The 20,588-nt window shown below is 42.9% G+C and carries 14 protein-coding genes; 2 read left to right on the top strand and 12 right to left on the bottom strand.

All coding sequences use genetic code 11. The features are described 5' to 3' along the window. Nucleotides 1-33 precede the first annotated feature (33 nt). The 9 genes from BLS59_RS05895 to BLS59_RS05855 all read right to left on the bottom strand — a co-directional run bounded on the left by BLS59_RS05895 (nt 34) and on the right by BLS59_RS05855 (nt 12,231). On the bottom strand, nt 34-939 hold the full coding sequence (locus BLS59_RS05895; protein WP_091146092.1) for a hypothetical protein: 906 nt from the start codon (nt 937-939) through the stop codon (nt 34-36). Nucleotides 940-959: 20 nt separating this feature from the next. After that, nucleotides 960-1,904 carry a hypothetical protein gene (locus BLS59_RS05890; protein ID WP_091146088.1) on the bottom strand — a complete coding sequence of 315 codons (945 nt, stop codon included), beginning with the start codon at nt 1,902-1,904 and terminating at the stop codon, nt 960-962. A 10-nt stretch (nt 1,905-1,914) separates the two neighbouring features. After that, nucleotides 1,915-2,841 (bottom strand): hypothetical protein, encoded by a 927-nt coding sequence (locus BLS59_RS05885; RefSeq protein ID WP_091146084.1) that lies wholly within the window; start codon nt 2,839-2,841, stop codon nt 1,915-1,917. A gap of 15 nt (nt 2,842-2,856) precedes the next feature. Next, entirely contained in the window at nt 2,857-4,281 is a 1,425-nt protein-coding gene (locus BLS59_RS05880) for a PKD-like family lipoprotein (RefSeq protein WP_091146080.1), read from the bottom strand. A 20-nt stretch (nt 4,282-4,301) separates the two neighbouring features. After that, nucleotides 4,302-5,132 carry a DUF4843 domain-containing protein gene (locus BLS59_RS05875; protein ID WP_091146076.1) on the bottom strand — a complete coding sequence of 277 codons (831 nt, stop codon included), beginning with the start codon at nt 5,130-5,132 and terminating at the stop codon, nt 4,302-4,304. Nucleotides 5,133-5,143: 11 nt separating this feature from the next. Next, complete coding sequence (locus BLS59_RS05870; RefSeq protein ID WP_162842561.1) at nt 5,144-6,628, bottom strand: RagB/SusD family nutrient uptake outer membrane protein; 1,485 nt, start codon at nt 6,626-6,628, stop codon at nt 5,144-5,146. 11 nt (nt 6,629-6,639) lie between these two features. Further along, nucleotides 6,640-10,074: a SusC/RagA family TonB-linked outer membrane protein gene (locus tag BLS59_RS05865; RefSeq protein ID WP_091146069.1), complete on the bottom strand. Its 3,435-nt coding sequence runs from the start codon at nt 10,072-10,074 to the stop codon at nt 6,640-6,642. Between the two features lie 225 nt (nt 10,075-10,299). Beyond that, nucleotides 10,300-11,463 carry a FecR family protein gene (locus tag BLS59_RS05860; RefSeq protein ID WP_091146066.1) on the bottom strand — a complete coding sequence of 388 codons (1,164 nt, stop codon included), beginning with the start codon at nt 11,461-11,463 and terminating at the stop codon, nt 10,300-10,302. Between the two features lie 189 nt (nt 11,464-11,652). Next, complete coding sequence (locus tag BLS59_RS05855; protein ID WP_091146063.1) at nt 11,653-12,231, bottom strand: RNA polymerase sigma factor; 579 nt, start codon at nt 12,229-12,231, stop codon at nt 11,653-11,655. 903 nt (nt 12,232-13,134) lie between these two features. On the opposite strand from BLS59_RS05855, the gene BLS59_RS05850 reads away from it, so the two are divergent. Then, the gene (locus BLS59_RS05850; protein ID WP_091146060.1) at nt 13,135-13,842 is read left to right on the top strand and encodes a DNA alkylation repair protein; all 708 of its coding nucleotides are present in this window, start codon (nt 13,135-13,137) and stop codon (nt 13,840-13,842) included. 35 nt (nt 13,843-13,877) lie between these two features. On the opposite strand, the gene holA is transcribed toward BLS59_RS05850, so the two are convergent. After that, complete coding sequence (gene holA / locus BLS59_RS05845) at nt 13,878-14,900, bottom strand: DNA polymerase III subunit delta (protein WP_091146058.1); 1,023 nt, start codon at nt 14,898-14,900, stop codon at nt 13,878-13,880. A 428-nt stretch (nt 14,901-15,328) separates the two neighbouring features. On the opposite strand from holA, the gene BLS59_RS05840 reads away from it, so the two are divergent. Next, nucleotides 15,329-15,784: a type I restriction enzyme HsdR N-terminal domain-containing protein gene (locus BLS59_RS05840; RefSeq protein ID WP_091147366.1), complete on the top strand. Its 456-nt coding sequence runs from the start codon at nt 15,329-15,331 to the stop codon at nt 15,782-15,784. On the opposite strand, the gene BLS59_RS05835 is transcribed toward BLS59_RS05840, so the two are convergent. Together BLS59_RS05835 and BLS59_RS05830 are read right to left on the bottom strand one after the other, a co-directional pair. Then, on the bottom strand, nt 15,781-17,583 hold the full coding sequence (locus BLS59_RS05835; RefSeq protein ID WP_091146055.1) for an ATP-binding protein: 1,803 nt from the start codon (nt 17,581-17,583) through the stop codon (nt 15,781-15,783). The genes BLS59_RS05840 and BLS59_RS05835 overlap by 4 nt on opposite strands. A gap of 107 nt (nt 17,584-17,690) precedes the next feature. Continuing rightward, nucleotides 17,691-20,468: a valine--tRNA ligase gene (locus tag BLS59_RS05830; RefSeq protein WP_091146053.1), complete on the bottom strand. Its 2,778-nt coding sequence runs from the start codon at nt 20,466-20,468 to the stop codon at nt 17,691-17,693. Nucleotides 20,469-20,588 lie beyond the last annotated feature (120 nt).

Below are 20,588 nucleotides of genomic sequence, written 5' to 3'. Positions count from 1 at the left end.
GAGTACGATTACCGCCCAATAGCCCATGTTCAATTAATATTTAATGTTTGGAAACTCTTTTTGGGCAGTTTTAAATTGTGCTTCCCATTCGGCGGGCCAGCCAAAAGCCAGGGTTGCCTGCTCTTTAAGGTTAACCCCTGCTGCGCCGCTCCAAAAATGTACAAACTCGCCCCAGTTTAAATCGCGGGTAAATTCGTGGCGGTTGTTTTTTGGGAAGTTGACTGCCAGCAGTTCGAAGTATTTATTGAGCACCGCAGCTTTGCCATGATCTTTATAAATTGGATAGAACCAATTCTTGAACCATTGGCTGCCCGCACGCGGAAAATCATCCCGCTGGGTTTGCATTTGTTCGTAAACCTTTGCGGCTTCATCTTCGCGGCCAATATTCATCAGCACATCGTAATTGAATATCTCCATGAACTTACTGTCGCCCCAAAGCGCATCCGACGGTGAACCTTTAACATTATGACTGGCACCGCTTACAATGTGGCCCATCTCATGAATAGGCATGCCTATTTGCTCGCCATAAGGTTTTTCCCAGTTGCCCAGGCCGCAATCAATAGTGTTACGGTGGTCATGACTGGCATCAAAGTACGATGCCGGGTGACCGCCGCCATACCTTCCCTGGTGAAATATAGTGTACAACCTTGTGGAATCGCCAAAGGTGCCATAGGTACGCTTTACATAGCCCCAGGCATCAGATATGGTTTTAAAAGGCCAGGTAACCGATTTATCAACATCCTTATCGTAATATACCGCCACATTATCATCATAATACACCAGCGATACGGTTAGCTTATGTTCAAACCAATGTTCCTTCCATTTTTTTGGCGGATCACCGGCCTGGGTACCTGTTTGTAAACATTTACCGTAGTAAAAGGAGAATGATATAGCTATCAAACTCCATACTAACACCTTGGTTGTTGTTGTTTTGTTCATGTTGTTTTAGCCTCCCGGCCTTAGTAATTGTATTTAACGTTTGGAAAATCTTCCTGGGCGTTTTTAAGCTGCTGCTCCCTTTCCATGCTCCAGCCAAATGCTATGGTTGCCTGGTCTTTAAGGTTTACACCTGCCGCACCGCTCCAAAAATGTACAAACTCGCCAAAGTTGATATCCCTTGTGTATTCAAAGCCACCGGTAATGGGTCTTTTGGGGAAGTTTTCCGATAGCAATTTAAAGTATTTACTTAACACTACGCCACCACCATGCTGGTGATAAATTGGATAAAACCAGTTGATGAACCAGCGCACATTAGGATAAATTTTACCCGGGAACGGAGCGTTAGGGTCTTGAGCCTCCATTTCCTGGTAAAGCTTGGCGGCATCATCCGGTCGGTTGATGTTCAACAGTACGTCATAAATGAAGATCTCCATGAACTTGCTGTCGCCCCATTGATAGTCAGACGGGGAACCTTTAACGCCATTGTTGGCACCGCATACAATGTGGCCAATCTCATGAATAGGTACACCGATGTTTGCATAGCTGTTATCTTTCCAGCTGGTTGCGCCAACATCAAGCACGTTACGGTAATCATGACTGGCATCAAAGTACGATGCCGGGTGGCCTTCGCCTTCATACAAGCCCTGGTGCATGATCACGTAAAGCCGTGTCGAATCGCCAAAGGCGCCGTAGTTTTTCTTTACGTATTGCCAAACCTGGGTAAACAGGGTATCAGGCCAGGTAATGTTGGCATCAACCTTTTCATCATGGTAAATGGCTACATCCTGGTTGTAAAAATCTCTTTTCAAAAACGAATCGTGCTCAAACCAATGTTCCTGCCATGTTGCGGGCGGCGGTCCGCCATATTTTATGGCGGGTGTGGTATTGTTGTTTTTTTTGCATGCGCTAAATATTGCCATAACCAACAGGCAGGCAATGAGGCTCATATTTTTAAAACTTTTCATTTGCGTAGGTTTAGTTGGTGTATTTTACGTTAGGAAAATCAATTTTGGCCTGGTTAAACTCCTGCTCCCATTCATCCGGCCAGCCAAAGGCAATTGTTGCCTGCGCTTTAAGGTTTACACCGGCCGCACCGCTCCAAAAGTGAATGAACTCACCGTAATTTAAATTGCGGGTGTACTGGTAACCATGTGCGTTTTTTACTTTGGGAAAATTATCTGCCAGCAGCTGAAAGTATTTATTAAGCACCGCTGCATGACCATATTTTGAATAGATAGGGTAAAACCAGTTTTTAAACCACTGGCTGCCGGCAACCGGGAACGTATCTGTTTGGGTTTGCATTTCATCGTAAACACGGGCAGCTTCATCTTCGCGGCCAATGTTCATCATCACATCATAGTTGTAGATCTCCATGAACTTGCTGTCGCCCCACAAAACATCAGATGGCGAGCCTTGTACACCGTGACTTGCACCGCATACAATATGACCTGTTTCGTGAATGGGAACGCCAATTTTTTCGCCTGTTGGCAGGTTCCAGCTATCTAAACCGCAATCAATGGTATTGCGGTAGTCATGGCTTTCGTCGAAGTAAGACGCGGGGTGACCGCCGCCCAGTTTGCCCTGGTGAAAAATAACGTACAGACGCGTTGAATCGCCAAAGGCACCGTAGGTTTTCTTTACATAGCTCCAAACCTTGCTCATGGTTTCAAATGGCCATGTTACCGATTTTGTTACATCGTCATCTTCATAAAAGGCAACGTTTTGGTCAAAATAAACACGATTTACCAGCAAATCATGCTGAAACCAATGTTCTTGCCAGGTTTTAGGCGGTGCACCGGGAGGGTCGGTAACGGGGCCTGCTGTTTTTGATTTTTTGCACGATAAGCCCCCGGCTGCTACTATTACGGTAACAGCTAAAATTATTTTCTGTATGAATTTCATGTGGTTACTGTTTTTTTATTTCCTGATAATTATATCAACCGGAGCACCGGGAATGCCGTTTATTGTATTGGTGATAACACCGTTTTTACCTACGCTTACATCCAGGGTGATCACGCTGCCGTCTACACCGGCGGTAAGTGTATTGCCATCCTGGCTTAACTGCAGCATGGTTACTTTTTTGCCGCCAAAATTGGCATCAAGCACGCGCAGATCTTCATTAACCGGGTTATAGCGGTATATTTTATCGTTTGAGGTAAAGTAGAAGATATCAACCGCAGAGCGCTGCCATTTTGTATCGGCCATTACCAGCGACGAACCTTTGAACACGCGCTTGTAAATGGTTTCTATTTTACGCTGGTTGTAATCCATCATGTTTACGTTGAAGGATAGTTCAAATATGCCGCCGCCGTCTGTCGCTCTAAAAAACGCGTAGGAAATACCGGGGATGGCCTGCATATACACAATATCGCTTGTGCCGATGTTTTTTGGGTCGAATGCGTTTTTGCCGGTAACCGTATAATCGGAACCCATGTAGTTACCGCCGCCATCAAATGATATAAAAGCCTGGGCAACAGGATCAAACCCAAAATAAAATGCCGGTGCACGGGTAAAGAATTTTGAAAGGGTATATGTGCCCGACTGGAAGTTGGAAAACTTACCAAAATCTGGTGCAAATGGCGCGGTTGATGTTATACTGATGTACAGTTTACCATTAATAACCGCTGTTGGCGTACCCATTGATGCTTCAAAACTACCCGGAACAATTACGGCCGGCGGACTAAAGAACTGCTCATTAAAATACTTTTTCCTGAGCATGGTGCTACCGTCAATTATTACGCTGTTTTTACCCGGCTCGTCGCAAATTACCCAGTAATCTTCAACGGTGTTGGGCTGGTAAGCCAGTGGTTTGGCAAATAGCTGCAAGGGATTGTTGGGCAGGTTTTCGCCGTTAAGTGTGGCATACAGGTCGCTCAGTATGGTTTTATTATCTGGCTTAATAAATGAAAGCTTTGTGATACCGTTTTGAATACTCAATACCGTTTTACCGGTTGAAAACTGGGTACCGCCCTGTATTTTAAAATTGTAAAAATACTTAATACTGTTACGGTTATCGGTAATGGTTAATTTTGCCGTACGCAGTTTTGGGGCAAGGTTATAAACTATTTTAAGCGGATAGCCATCGTAGCTTGCTTCCCTTGCTTCTTCATCAACCAAAATATCCCAATGGAAAGAAAGATCCTTATAAGGATCGGCACCTTCCAAAGCCACGTAGGGCCTTATGGTAAGGGTATCCCCTACCAGCGCATTCACTGTCGACCCTTCGAAATTATCAAGAACGGGTTCAGAAGGGGCGTTGTATTTATAATTACCCAGATCCTTTTTACACGAGTAAACGGAAAGGATAAGTAACATATATATGAAAATCGATTTAAATTTCATGATCGTAATTTTACGGGGGTTTATATTAATATCTGGTTCCCACTCTCGTCAATAAACACGTACTTATCTGCCGCCTTAAAGTATTGCAGCAAATATTTTTTGGTAGGCGCGTTTATGTTATAAAAATCATAATCCACCCCGTTGGCCCTTTTTGTAAGCACATAACCCTTATCCGGATTTTCCTTAACCCAATCAAACGGATAGGTTAAAAACACCCTGAAATTCTGGATATAATAAAGCGTACGCGGAATTTCCATATACCAATCTGGCGATGAGCCGGGGATAACCAGGTCAATAGTGCCCGATGAGATCAGGAACAGCTGGTGCTTGGTACGGCTGTAGGCCCCTAAATCGCCCCAGTATTTCCACCATTCCGGTTCTTCCAGGCGGTTTGAAAACGTGATGGTTTTGCTGCGGATACCGCCGGGCAGACTGCTGCCGAAATCTTCGCCGCCAGATACACGTACCGATAACGTAACCGATTTACTGGTTAAACCCGTATCAATATTTTTAATAATAACCGGCACATGCGTAGTACCCGAATCTGCGGGCATTATGTAAAAAGGTTTAAGTGGTTCGTAGTGCAGCGCGCGGGTGGCGGTGGTGCCGCCCAGGTCAACATCCAGGGCAAATTTCCTGTCGTGGTTAACCCTGTTTCCTGAAATGATTACCGGGATCCAGATGGTATCCCTGTCAATACCCGGATTGTAGGCAAATGAGAATACAATGTTATCGGTATTTTTGTAGTTGAGGTAAATATTATCCGCAGAATTGTAAGTAAGCTTACTATCCTTTTTACAGCCGAACATTGCAGCGCAAATAATAAAGACAAATAATAAATTTCTTTTCATTTTAGTTGCTATTAGTTGTTTCTGTAAGCCTGTTCGTCTACCGGTAACGGGAATACGAATATTGAATTTGACGCCGGTTGAGATTGGGTTAAGGAGATAGTAACACTGTGGTTTAAGCGTTTGTACATGTAAAACATCTGGCTTTCACCGTAAAACTCCTTTCGTGCTTCCTTTAACAGCAGGTTAATAAAATCGTCTTTACCTGTTAAATCTCCGGGAGTAACATTATTGCCAATGTTACGGGCCATGCGTACCGTATTAAAGTAATCAAGCGCCTTTGCAGGGTCGGTATCAAAAGTGGCTTCGGCGGCTATATAATACATTTCGCTCAGGCGGATGGCCGGGGCTACCAGGGGATGCAGGTTAACAAGTGGAAGCTCATTTTTAACATACTTTTGCAAAACTGCCCTGTCTGGCCCGCCGGTTACTGCCGCGGTAGATACAAACCATTGCTTTAACCGCAAATCATCGGCGCCAGACTGTGCTTTTTCGTAAATATCATTTACCTGGTCTACCGTACCACTGTATTGCGGCGCAGTATTGCTGAACAGCGCCTGTAACTGGCTATTGATATCCTTGGTATCAACAAACCAGCAGGATACCAATTCTTTATAGAAAATTCGATCCTTTTTAGTGATATCTGTTTGAATGATATCATCCTTGTTGGTGAAGGGGAATTTTTTTGAATCGATAACTTCCAGCGCGTTGGTAAGGCTGTTGGTAAGGTCGTTTTTATACAGGTAAACCCTGGCCAGCTCGCCGCATACCGAATAGTAATTCATACGGTGACGCCTGTTTTGCATAAACAGATCGGTGCTGGAGGTTTCGGTACTTGTAACATCGCCCGGGTAACCTACCACATAGCTTGATGAGATAATGGGATCGGCCTTTTTTAATAAAACCTTCGCCGCGTTTAAATCGGTCAGGATCTTATCAAGCGCACCGCTTACGGTTGAAAACGGCGTGCTGGTTGTGCCTATTGTGGTTACATAAGGGATGCCCTTTGCATTTGGCCCCGCTTTAAATGAGGTTGCAAACATGCGCAGCAAATCAAAATGCAGGTAGGCCCTAACAGTTAGGGTTTCGCCCTTTATCAGCTCATAATTGGTGCCGGTAAATAAGCTTTTCTTATCGTCAATGGCGGTAAGTATGTAGTTACAATTGGCAATGGCCCTGTAACATGATGCCCATATATCGTTATTCTTAGCAATTACAGCCGGTTGTGTATAATCAAAATTGGCTATCATTTGCGAGGTTACATCGCTGCCAAACTGGTAGTTTTGGGCAAGGATATCCAGGTTGCTGAACGTTAGGTTACCGCCGTAAAGCGACCGCGACGCGCAAGCCGTATAAATCCCGTTAAGTGCCTCCTTAAAACCCTGCTCGGTTTTAAACAGTTCATCCCTGTCAATCTGCGATTCGGGTTTTACATCCAAAAACTTTTTGCATGATGTAAATGCCATTATCACCGCTATTATGTATATGTATTTCTTCATTTCAGTAATTGTTAAAATGTAGCTGTTAATGAACATGTTAAACTGCGGGCGTATGGATATTGGATCCCCCGCTCAATTTCAATGCTCGAAGCCCTGAAAATATCATTGGCCGTTATACCCGCCCTTAAAGTGCGCATGCCCAGTTTTTGCGCAACGCTTTTCTTCAGATCGTATGACAGGTACACTGATTTAAGCTCAACCAGGTTTACCTTTTGCACAAAGCGCGAAGAGGCAAACGAGGTGCCCAGATCGGCAATATTCTTGTAAAAAGTAACATCGCCGGGTTGTTTCCAGCGTTGGTCAAGCGCGCGGCTATCTACGTTAAAACGCGGATCGGCGTTCTCCACCCTGTCAACCAGGGTTTGGTTATAGGTTTCGCCGCCAAGCTGGTAATGGAAGCTAAAGCTTAATAAAAACTGCTTGTAGGTTACGCTGCTGCCAAAAAAGCCTTCAACTTTGGGTGTTTCATCGCCAACGGGCTGGGTATCGGCTATGTCATAAACGTAGGTTAATGAGCCGTCCCTTTTTATAAAGATCTCTTTACCGTTTTCAGGATCGATGCCTTTTGATTTTACCGCGTAAATGGTATTTAATGACTGGCCCTCGTTAAAGCGCAGCAATGGTCTGCCCTGTGCGTTATTATCCGGGTTTGATTGGTAATCATCAACACTTTGATTGTATGATTTCAGCGAGTTTGAAATTTTAACAATGGTGTTTTTATTATGTGCCAGGTTACCAGTAAAATTCACATTCAGATCCTTGCTTTTGTAAGCGTTTACAACCACATAAAGCTCGTAACCGTTATTGCTCATATCGCCCAGATTTTCCTTATAGGTGGTGTAACCTGTTGATGGCGCTATATTAATATCGGTAAGCAGGCCTTTGGTAAGCTTGTGGTAGTAACGTGGGTTAATAAGCACACGATCATTAAACAAGCCCATATCCAGGCCATAATCATACTCGGTAGTTTTTTGCCATTTAAGGTTTTCGTTACCATAACCGTTAACCAAAGCGCCAATACCTGTTGAGTACCAGTTTGATGTTTGGTAGGTATAAGTTGTTTTTGACAAATACGGCGGAAAATCAACTGAACCGGTTAAACCTGCCGTGGCTGTTAATTTAAACCTTGATATGGCCGGGAAATTTTCGTGCATAAAGCTTTCATTATGCAAATTCCAGCCTATACCACCGGCCCAGAAAGGCGCGAAACGCTGGTTGGCACCAAATGACGATGAACCATCCAAACGGAAAGATGCATCAAGCAGATACCTGTTTTTGAAAGCGTAACTGGTATTAAAAAACGTACCCACCAACCTGCTGTTAGATACGTCGCCGCCCGGGGCCGAATCTGGTGTATAGGTACGGGCAAAACCAATGTTGGTAAACTTATCGTTAGAAAAACCTCTGGCCTGGAATGATTTATAATCGCTTTTTGATGATGTTACGTTAGATCCGAACACGGCGTTAACCGAGTTATCGCCAATTTGCTTGTTGTAAACAAACCTGATGTTACCATCAAACGAAAGTGAGTTTGATGCTGTGTACGTGTAGCTTCCCCTGTTTTGGATATCGGCAGTTGGGCCGTTAAAAAAAGAGTTGCTGAATGGCGATACAAATGTATCGGCAGTGCTTTTGCTGTCGTTAACGCTGATTAAACCTATCAGGCGTAAAGCAGGGGTAAGTTTCCAGTCGATAGAAAAGTTATCCAGCACTTCCAGGTAGCCCGATTTATCAAAGTTACCCAAACCGGCTTCAAACAACGGGTTGTACACCGGGATTGATTTATACTGGGCCGCGCCGCTCTGGTGGGTATCAACCTTCCAGTTGGCAACCTCGCGCAGGATGTTGCCGCTGTCATCCCTTATAGGATAATACGGGTTCATAGCTACGTAATCGGCAAAGTTGCCGTATTTTGAATTTACGCCATCAACCTGGGTAACGGTTACTTCGTTTTTAAATAACAGGTTGCGGGTTGGGTTGTAATTAAAATTCATGCCGCCACTGTACCTGTTGCGGGTTGAGCCTTTCATTACACCCGGCGTGTTTTGGTAACGCAGGTTAACACCATACCTGAACGTGGTATCGCCACCCTCGGCATACAGGGAATGCGCGTGACCAAATGTGTTGCGCAATGGCTGCGACAACCAATAGGTATTTACGCCGCTCACCACGTTTTTTAATTTACTGTAATATTGCTGATCCAGCTCGTCCTGTGTGTTTGCAGTATTATTAACCGCACTGTACAGGCCTGCCAGTTTTTCGTACTGCAGCTTATCTTTGGCATTAAGTACGTGATAATCGGTTAGGTCGGGTGCGGTAACAGTTAAATCGTAGTTGTATTGTACTTGCAGTTTACCAGCTATAGGGGCTTTGGTGGTAATAACAATAACCCCGTTTGCTGCCCTTGAACCGTAAACAGCCGTTGCAGCGGCATCCTTTAAAATGGTAATACTGGCTATCCTGTTAATATCCAGATCGGTTACCTTTTGCAGCGAAACCGAAAAACCATCCAGCATAAATATGGGCAGATTGTACGAGCTGGAAAGATTATTCCTGTCGATGATATCGCCGTTGATAGATGGCAGCGTGGTAGAGCCGCGCACGTTTATTTTGGGCATGGCATTAGGATCAGACCCCAAAAGGTTATTCTGATCTATCCTGAACGATGGATCAAAAGTGGCCAAACTCTGGATCAGGTTATTGGGGTTTACCCTTTTCAGGTCATCGCCTTTTACAATAATGGCGCTACCTGTATAGTTATCCTTTTTAATAACCTGGTAACCGGTTACCACAACATCGCCAATGGCATTAACCTGCGGCGATAGCTTTACCACTATGGGCTTGCCATCAACCTTAACTTCCTTTGGCTTATAACCTATAAAACTAAAAACCAAAACATCGCCTATATCGGCAGATACAACAAAATCGCCGGTTGCATTTGTTTGGCCTATGAAGCCTTTGCTGTTTTTCAGGGAGATGTTTACGCCGGGTATGGCGGCCTTATCAACCGAGTCTATTACCTTACCGGTTATAAACTGTTTGTTCATAACGGCGTTAACGGCCGATATTACATCATCTTCGGGCGCCTTGTTACGTATTACAATTGTTTTATCAACAATGTTATAGGTAAGGTTGTAGTTTTTAAGGCAGGTGGTTAGCGCTTCTTCAAGCGATACGTCCTTCAGATCAATATTAAGGGTTTTGCCGCTTAAATTTACTTTTCCGCTGTAGAAAAACAAATACCCGGTTTGTTGTTTGATATTCTTGAAAACAGATTCAAGGTTCGTATTTTTCTTAGAGATACTAACCGTTTGCGAATAGGTTGCGGCCGACAAATGCATGGCGCCGACAAGTAATAATATCGTAGTGATTTTCAACACTAAAAGGAATTTATACTTTACCGCCCGTATTGCGCATACGGCATTGTAAAGAAAAGTTAATTTCATACTTTTGAGTAAGATGGGTTAATAATACGCAGCATGCCTTCAACATTGTGCTGCTGACCTTTTTAAGGCTGGAAGCGGTGAGAGGCTTCCGGCTTTTTTTGTCGCTAATATGTGGGGAGAATCTATCGTAGCTGTCTGATCATATCAATAGTTTAGTTTTAGGGTTTTCAATGTTTAGTTAATTAATTGGGTGGTATGATAAGGTACAGGGCTAATAGCGGGTTGTTATTTGGCTGAGGATACTTTTACCGTTTTTCCTTCAACCTCAAATTTTACATTATTGAGTTCCAAAATCCTGAAGATGCCGCCGAGGCTGCTGTTCCTGGAAATTTCTCCATAGTATTTTTCTTTGGGCAGGTTATCGCCATAAACCACATCAATGTTGTACCAGCGGCAAACCTGGCGCATTACTGAGCGGATATCGTCGCCGGCAAAAGAAAACACACCATTTTTCCAGGCGGTTTCTTTATCTACATCAACCTGGTGTTTGGCAATAGCGCCCTCCCCTGTTTGGTTAACCTCGGTTTGCTGTCCTGGTGCTATAATACTGGTATTGGCCCCGGCAGTAATTTTTACAGCGCCTTCAAGCAGGGTGGTTTTTATGGTGCTTTCGTCGGCATAGGCATTAACATTAAAATGGGTGCCCAATACTTGTATAAGCTGCACGCCAGATTTTACCCTGAATGGCATTGCCGGATTTTTGGTTACCTCAAAATAGGCCTCGCCGTTAAGAGTAACCATGCGCTCGTTCCCTTTAAACAAAGTTGGATAGCTTAATGACGATGCCGCATTAAGCCATACCTGGGTACCATCGGGCAGGATAACTTTATACTGGCCGCCCTTTGGGGTGCTTATGGTATTTTGAAATGCCTCATCGCTGCCGGTGTTCCTGGCAGCCTGGTAAACTATTTGGCCATCGGCGGTTTTGGTAATGGTGATGCCGGCTTGTTTGGCAATTTCGCCTTTGGTGGCATCATCAAGTGCTATACGTTTGCCGTTGGCGAGGGTTAACATGGCTTTGTTGGAGCCCGGCACTATTCCTTTATATTCATTGGCTGCCAATTGCTGCTTATTGTTTTTACGTACCAGCAAAAAGCCGCCAATGGTAAGGCTGATTAAAATTAAAGCCGCAGCCGCGTATTTTACCCACGCAAAGCGTAAACTGGTAACAATAGCCGGGGCGCGCGGAGTTATACGCTTATCAACAGCAAGCTTTATGCTATCCTTTAATTGCAGATAGCTTTCTTCATTTTCATCGGTGATCAGATCTTCACTAAGTTCAAACGTGTTATAGTATGTTTCCAGGAAGTTTATTTCCTCTTTAGTTGCTGTACCCAGTCGGTATTTTGTTAAGATACCTACAAAGTACTCTTTTTGTAGTTCGTTCATTATAGCCTATTATAACTACATGAGTCAAAAAAATTCAAATAGCCCACGCATTGTTAAACTTTTTTTAATATTTATTTAATAAAAAGGCAATAACAAACATTTAAGGCTGAAATTAACGTAACAAACAAGCGAAAAGAGTGAATAATCCATACTTTATAAGCAACATAGCTGCTTTAAGCAGTCCGACAGCTACTTGTTATAGAAAATAAACAGCAATTGTAATAAAATAAGCGACCGCCGGATAGTTGTGAGGGCTTTCCCCATCTGGTTGCGCACTGTTTTTGGCGATATTTGTAACTGATCGGCAATTTGCTGACTGGATAGACCTTCATTAAAGCGCATTTTAAAAATAATACGCTGCTGGGTGGGTAATGTTTCTATTAATTCGTTAAAAGCTTTCAAAAACTCGGCGTGCAGAATATTAGCATCTGCAAAACCAAGCGGACTTTCCAGTTCCTGGGCAGCATCGGGCAGGGCGGCGTACTTGCCTTCCTTTTCCATGTGTTTAAAAACTCCGTTACGGGCGGCAATTAATAAATAGGCCGGAAGATTTTCTATCGGTGTTTTGGTGCCCCTTATCCATAACTGTACAAAAACATCCTGGGCAATGTCCTGCGCGCGTTCGGCATCGTTAAGTCGTTTGTAGGCAGCGTTATACACCTGCTTCCAATATTTGTTGTACAAAATATCAAAAGCCAGCTTATTGCCTTCGCTTAGCTGCAGCAAAAGCCCGGCATCATCTGTACCATACAAATTATTCTGGATCATGGTGTTTTAATCTTTCTTTCAGATGCGCAGCACAAATCCGGCAAATAAAACAACATGGGATTTTTAAGTTTAATCAATAGCTTGCTCCCAAAACCAAAGATAATATTTTATAATTATTGTGGTATCGATTGTGTTACAGAAATTTTTAATTACAAATACAAGATTATAAGGCAGTTACATAAAACAAAACCCATAATCCGCAGAAAATGGTTGTTATTTTTACAATAATCGATAAAAGGTTTTATCATTTATGGAAATCGATGGGGTATTGAGGAGAACGCAATTATCGGCAATTCCCGTAGAGACGCAATATTTTGCAGCTCCCGCATGCAAATCACCTAACATAATCACCCACCTATAATCACTATATCAATCGCAGACCTTTATAACGGGAGACGCAAAATATTGCGTCTCTACATGAAAAGAACATGGTGATTCCCGTAGAGACGCATAATTGCGTCTCCCGCAAGCAAATCAATTACGTATAATCAGCGCAACCAATCGCAGACCTGCATGGTGGGAGACGCAAAATATTGAGTCTCTACATGAAAAAAACATGGTGATTCCCGTAGAGATGCATAATTGCGTCTCCCGCAAGCAAATCAATTACGTATAGTCAGCGCAACCAATCGCAGACCTGTATGGTGGGAGACGCAAAATATTGCGTCTCTACATGAAAAAAACGTGGTGATTCCCGTAGAGACGCATAATTGCGTCTCCCGCAAGCAAATCAATTACGTATAGTCAGCGCAACCAATCGCAGGCCTGTATGGTGGGAGACGCAAAATATTGAGTCTCTACATGAAAAAAAATGGTGATTCCCGTAGAGACGCATAATTGCGTCTCTACGGGGAAAGCCATCAATTTTTTATAATTTTATTTACCTCTTTTAAGTAAACACTCATGAACGTACAGGAAGTAATGTCCCAGCTGGAAGCATTCGGCAGCGAAAGCATCAAGAAAATACTGTTGAAACATGGCATAAAGGAACCTCTTTTTGGCGTAAAGGTAGAGCACCTGAAAACCATCCAAAAGAAAACCAAAACCGATTATCCCCTGGCTAAAGAACTTTACGCCACCGGCAATGCCGATGCCATGTACCTTGCAGGCCTCATAACCGACGATAAACAAATGACAAAAGCGGATCTGCAAACCTGGGTGCAGCAGGCAGTGTCAAACAACATAAGCGAATACACTGTTCCCTGGGTTGCGGCCGGCAGCAATTACGGTTTTGAACTGGCCCTTGAATGGATAGATAGCCCAGAACCGCACATTGCAGCAGCGGGATGGGCCACGCTTAGTAACCTGGCGGCCCTTAAACCCGATGATGAACTGGATATACCCGCGTTAAAGCAACTGCTGCAAAGGGCAGCGCAAAATATCCAGTCGGCAAGTGATAGGGTAAGGTATACTATGAATGGATTTTTAATTTCGGCAGGCGGTTATGTGGCTGCGCTTACCAGCGATGCTATTGCCACCGCCAAACAAATAGGTACCGTAACGGTAGAAAAAAACGGAACAGCCTGTAAAGTACCTTCTGCTGTTGAATACATAGCCAAAATGGAGGATAAGGGTCAAATAGGTAAAAAGAAGAAAACAGTAAAATGCTGAAGCGCCAGATGTTTACGCTTCCCATCCTGTAAACATCAATGCAAAATTTTAAACATTAGTTCCTTCATCAGTTCGCCATGCGGGGCGTTTGAGTCAACACCTTTGCTTTTCAGATCGTACTCGCGCAGGTAGCTGATAATTTGCATGGTTTTGGGATAGTTGTAGCTACGCCCGGCCAGCTCATAATCTTTTACAAAATAAGGGTTCACCCCCAACTCGCGCGCCAGGTTTTGCTGCGATTTATCCTTCACATAATGATAGGCCAGCACCTTACTGAAAAAGTTATTAAGGTTGCCCAGCACCAGCACAATGGGATTGGCCTTGGGGTTGGCCTCAAAATAATTGATGATCTGGTTTACCTTGTAGGCATCTTTTTTACCCAGCGCGGCTTGCAGCTCAAATACATTATACTCCTTGCTTATGCCAATATTATCATGAATGTGCTTAAGGGTAATTTCCTGCCCGGCGGCAACGTTCAGCATCAGCTTTTCAAGCTCGTTGGCAATTTTCGACAGATCGTTACCCAGGTACTCAGATAACATGGCCGATGCCTGTCCGTTTATTTTGTAACCTTTATCGCTGATGTAGCCCTCTATCCAGGCTGGTACCTTACTATCATACAACGGTGCCGATTCAAAGATCAGCCCGTTTTTATCAATTGCCTTGTAGGTTTTTTTCCTTTTATCAAACTTGCCGTACTTATAGCAAAAAACAAGTATGGTGCTGGGCAGCGGATTTTCAAGATAGCTCAGCAATGGGTCGATGCTTTTTTTATTATCATCATCCTTACCCCATTTCATATCCTGGGCTTCCTTTACCATCACTACCTGGTAATCAGACATCATGGGGTAGCGTTTGGCGGCGTTCAGCACGGCCATGATCTCGGTATCCTTGCCGTATACCACCGTTTGGTTAAAACCCTTCTCGGCATCCGACAGCAGGTTATGCTCAATATAATTACTCACCAGATCAATAAAATATGGTTCCTCGCCATGCAGCAGGTACAGGGGCTTGTACTTTTTATTTTTAAGATCCTTTATAATATCCGGAGCAGCCATTTTTTTAAGTCAAAATTTAAAAGTCAAAATTCAAAATGACTTTTGGGGTTTTAAGAAACGGTCTAAAAATGAAAGTTATTCATTGCCGTTGACTTTAGTCAACGGTATTAGAAAGCATTATCGAGGGCTTCAGCCCAATTATCCAGGTGGCATTTGGGCTAAAGCCCTCGTTTTCCAGTCATTGTTCCGTTGACTAAAGTCAACGGCAATGAATTTTATAGGATACTTAAATAGTCTGAATCAAATTTAGACAGCTTCTAACATTCAAAATTAAAAAAATAGGATTGAGAAACAGTGCCAATTGCATTTATGTTGAAAGTAATATTTCGATCCCTCGGATTTTTGAATTTTTACTTTTGAATTTTGAATTAAACCAAGGCATTAATCCTATTTTTGAATTTTTACTTTTGAATTTTGAATTAATAAAAATGCTCCAGCCGCTTAATCTCCCACCCTATCCTTTTAAAATAAGCGACGATAACGGGCAGCTTACCCTGTTTGATGAGATCCGTAAGAAGAATATCATCATTACGCCCGAAGAATGGGTACGGCAGCATTTTGTACAATACCTTATCAGGCAAAAGAACTATCCGCGCTCGCTTATAAGGCTTGAGGGTGGCCTAAAGCTCAACGGCCTGCAAAAGCGTACAGATATTGTTGTTTTTAACAGCGAAGGAAAAAGGATAATGATTGTGGAGTGCAAAGCACCATCGGTAGCTATTGATCAAAAAACTTTCGACCAGGTGGCGCGGTACAACATGGTGCACAAGGTATCGTTACTGGCGGTAAGCAACGGTCTGCAGCATTACTACTGCCACATTGATATTGAAAACAGAACCTATAATTTTATTGAAGATTTGCCCGTGTACAGCAAGCCCATTTAAACAAACTGCACCAGGTTGTGGATCTTCTCCAGCAGTTCATCAGGTTTAAACGGCTTTGATACATAATCGTTCATCCCGGCCTCATAAACCTTATCCTTTATATCAAACAGGGCCGAAGCCGTAAGCGCTATGATAGGCACAGCCGATTTTTTAGGATCGGCCATTTTCCTGATCTCTATGGTGGCATCAAAACCGTTCATTACCGGCATCTGAAGGTCCATCAGTATAATATCAAAATTACCGTACTGCATCAGTTCAACAGCACGCTCGCCGTTTTCGGCAATGGTAGGCACTATGCGCCATTTTGACAGCAGCTTCTTCATCAGCATAACATTTACCATATTATCCTCGGCAATAAGCACCTTTAATAACGACATTGAGTTTGATTCATCTTCCAGCACCGGCGCAGTATCCATAACCTCGGTGGCAACCCCGGTTGATACCTGGAACTCCATATTAAATGAAAACACCGATCCTTCGCCCGGCTTGCTGGCTACTTCCATGTGCAGGCCCTGCAAATCAAGCAGCCGTTTTACAATGGCCAGGCCCAAACCTGTACCACCGTACTGACGCGTGGTTGTTAATGATTCCTGCGTAAACGGCTCAAATATGGTATGAAGGTTACTGGCATCAATACCAATACCGGTATCCATTACCTCAAACTTAATGGTTACGGTATTGTGCCTGTCTTCTACCGTGTTAACCTTAACCCATACCATACCTCTTGCCGTAAACTTTATGGCATTGCTGATAAGGTTATAAATGATCTGCGTAATACGGGTAGGATCGCCAAACAGCACCTTATTTTTCAGGCACCTATCCATCTCCAGCCTAAAATCGAGGCCTTTTTCCTGGGCTTTTATAATTTGGCCGCCGCAAATATTGTTCATCAGGTCGATAAGGTTAAAGCGGGTACGCTCAAACACCACCTTACCCGATTCTATTTTGTTAAAATCGAGCACATCGTTTACAATGGCCAGCAGGTTATTAGCCGAAAACTTTAATACATCCAGGTTTTCCTTTTGATCGCTCCGCGGATTGCCCATGATGAGTAAATCGCTCATACCTATAACCGCGTTTAACGGCGTACGAATTTCATGCGACATGGTAGACAGGAACTCGGATTTGGCATGTGACGATTTTTCGGCCTTTTCAATAGCCATTTCCAGCTTGGAGTTAAGCTTTACCTGCTCACTGGCACTTTCCTTAAGCTGTTTTATATTTTTAAGAAATGCCGTATAAAAATGGCTATGGATAAAAATAATGAGTATAAAATTGGCAAACAAGCTTATGATAATGGTAGATTGATCAACCTTATCGGGCTTTACGCCTATTACATAACCGTGGGTATACTCAATTATCATGAACACCAATATGGGCACCGTATTTAGCAGCGAGTAAATGAGGCCATACGTTTGCCCAAGCATATAATAGCTAAATACAATAATCAGTATTACCACCTGCACGGTTACAATATTCAGGTTTTGCACAGATACATATACAATGCTGGCATTAACCAGCGTACCTGCCACTAATAGTAAGTGTGAAATGAGTTTAAAACGCGGCCGGTAGGTTAAAAACTTAAACAGTACCGCCACGGTTATCATTAAAAAGCCGCAGGTATAAGCAAGCAGATACTGACCCTGGAAGTAAACGCTCATAAAAAGCGTACACAAGGCTACAAACACCAGGAAAAAGCCGTAATACAGCAAGCGTATGCGTGCCTGGTCAAGAAACGAATGTTCCTTGAATAAAATTTTATAGATTGATAAGTTAAAGAAACTTATGTTTTTACCCATGCCTACCCTGCAGTGTTAATTTATGCCACGCATAATTTACCGCAAAAAAAATCTAAAAACTCAGATGGTGTTGTCGTAAACTATGGTGGCCTCAATTAACAGTGCAATTAGTCAGCCAAATCGTCCAGGTTTTGTTCTATGATCCGTAATTTGGCCTCAGCATCTGCTTTCTTTTTCAGTTCCACATCAATAATTTCGGGCTTGGCGTTGGCCATAAAACGCTCATTATTAAGCTTTGCCGTTACCGATTTTAAAAAGCCAAAAAGGTATTCCTTTTCCTTTTCAAGCCTTGCGCGCTCGGCAACGGGATCAAGGTTTTCGCTTAACGGAATGTAAAATTCATCGGTAGATGCCATAAAGTTTAGCGCGCCGTTAAGCTTATCATCAACCAAAGTAAACTCGCTTATGTTACCTAATTTGGCTATGATAGCCTGGTACTGCTGGTAATTTATACCCGAGTTTGACTTTACTGCAAGCTTAAGCGCATCCTTTTGTAAAATTTGTTTTGTGTTACGAATATTCCTAATTTGAGTAAGAACTATTTGCACCAATTCTACCTCATTAAGCAGCTGAGTATTTATTTCCCCAATGTTTGGCAATTGAGCAACAATACAACAATCCTTTTCGCCGCGCTCACCAAAAAGCTCGTCATGCCATAACTCTTCGGTTATGAAAGGGGCAAACGGATGAAGCACTTTTAATATATCTTCAAAAAACGCGATGGTTGCTTTATACGTTTCGGCATCAATGCGTTGCTTTTCAACACCATGCTGATAAACTGGCTTTATCATCTCCAGGTACCAGGCGCAGAAATCGTCCCAGATGAGCTTATAGGTGCTCATAAGCGCTTCTGACAGGCGGAACTGTTTAAACTGTTCCTCAATCTCGCCCAGGGCCTGGTTAAACCTGCTGCCGAACCATTTGATGCTTACCTCGTTGGGGTTTGATAAGCTTTCATCAACCTCCCACCCTTTTATAAGGTTAAAGGCGTTCCATATTTTATTTACAAAGCCGCTGCCTTGTTTGCAGTAGCTTTCATCAAACATTAAATCGTTACCGGCAGGCGAACAAAGCAGCATGCCAACCCTTACCCCATCGGCACCGTATTGCTCAATTAAGCCCAGTGGATCTGGCGAGTTGCCCAACGATTTCGACATTTTACGGCCCAATTTATCTCTAACAATACCGGTAAGATATACGTTTTTAAATGGTGCCTCTTGTCGCCATAAATCGCCCGCCATAATCATCCTTGCAACCCAAAAGAATAGTATTTCAGGAGCGGTTACGAGATCATTTGTTGGGTAATAATAATTTATCTCAGGATTGTTGGGATTACGTACACCGTCAAAAACAGATATCGGCCATAGCCACGATGAAAACCAAGTATCCAATACATCTGGATCTTGTTCAATATATTTATCGGCGTGGGTCAACGCTGTGGGTTCATCCAACCCTCTCTTTACAAATATCTCCGCAAAACATTTAACTGCTTCTTTCTTGGTTTTCGCGATTAATACTCTTTCATTTTGATCAAGCAGAAGATTTATTGTTTCCCCAGTTATTCTATTTATCGGTGAATAATTCGCTCTGTAATACCAAGCCGGAATTTGTTGTCCCCACCATAACTGTCGACTAATATTCCAATCGCGTACATTCTCCATCCAATGACGATAAGTATTAACAAATTTTTCTGGGATCAACTTTACATCGCCGTTAATAACATAATCTAAAGCTGGTTTTGCCATCTCACCCATTTTACAAAACCATTGCATGGATAGTTTTGGTTCGATAACAGCATTTGTTCGTTCAGAAAAGCCAACTTGCGATTTATATTCTTCTACTTTATCTAAATAGCCTTGTTCGTCGAGCATTTTTACGATTCTTTTTCGCGCATCAAAACGATCCATACCAATTAACTCTGGTATGACAGCCATTTCATTAAGGGTCCCATCATCATTTAAAATATCTCTATTAAGGTCGAGTCCATATTTTAATCCCAACTCATAGTCGTTTTGGTCGTGGGCTGGCGTAACTTTCAAACAACCTGTACCAAAATCAATTGTTACGTAATCGTCTGTGATTACGCCGATATATCTATCCAATAAAGGTATACGTACCCTTTTTCCGTGTAAATAAAAGTAATTAGGATCATTGGGATTTACGCAAATAGCTTCATCCGCCATTATAGTTTCTGGACGAGTTGTTGCAACTACTATGAATGCTGGAATAGGAGATGCAACATGATTGGGAACTTTTACAGTTCCATCTCCTAAAATCGGATATCTTATATAATATAGTTTTTGATTTACTTCCTTCCTAATAACCTCTTCGTCGCTAACCGCAGTTTTCCCCTGCGGATCCCAGTTTACCATCCGTACACCTCGGTATATTAGGCCTTTTTTGTTCAGCTTGATAAAGGTATCTATAACAGCTTCAGACATTTCAGGATCCATGGTAAACTTTGTTCGATCCCAGTCGCATGAAGCGCCTAACTTTTTAAGCTGTTCAAGAATAATGCCTCCATACTTCTCCTTCCACTCCATCGCTTTCTCCAAAAACTTCTCTCTTCCAAGCGATTCTTTGGTATGTCCCTGCTCTTTAAGCATGGCAACTACCTTAGCTTCGGTAGCAATGCTGGCATGGTCTGTTCCGGGAACCCAGCAGGCGTTTTTGCCTTTCATACGGGCGCGGCGAACCAGCACATCCTGTATGGTATTGTTTAACATATGCCCCATGTGCAAAACCCCGGTAACGTTTGGCGGCGGAATAACTATGGTATAAGGCTCGCGCTCATCTGGCACACTCTTAAAAAACTCGTGTTTTAACCAGTAACTGTACCATTTATCTTCGGTTTGCTTGGGCAAATATGTTTTAGAAATACTCATAACGCGCAAAAATAAGTATTTTAAGCCTCACCCCAAACCCCTCTCCAAAGGAGAGGGGTTTTTTATGCATTTTTTTATAAATCATTTTGTCTGAATATGATTTTCAAAGTCCTCTACTTT

Origin of the sequence: Mucilaginibacter pineti, assembly GCF_900101875.1 — a bacterium.
GTDB lineage: Bacteria > Bacteroidota > Bacteroidia > Sphingobacteriales > Sphingobacteriaceae > Mucilaginibacter > Mucilaginibacter pineti.
Note: the sequence above shows the minus strand (reverse complement) of the source record. Positions and strands in the feature narration are given on the sequence as shown.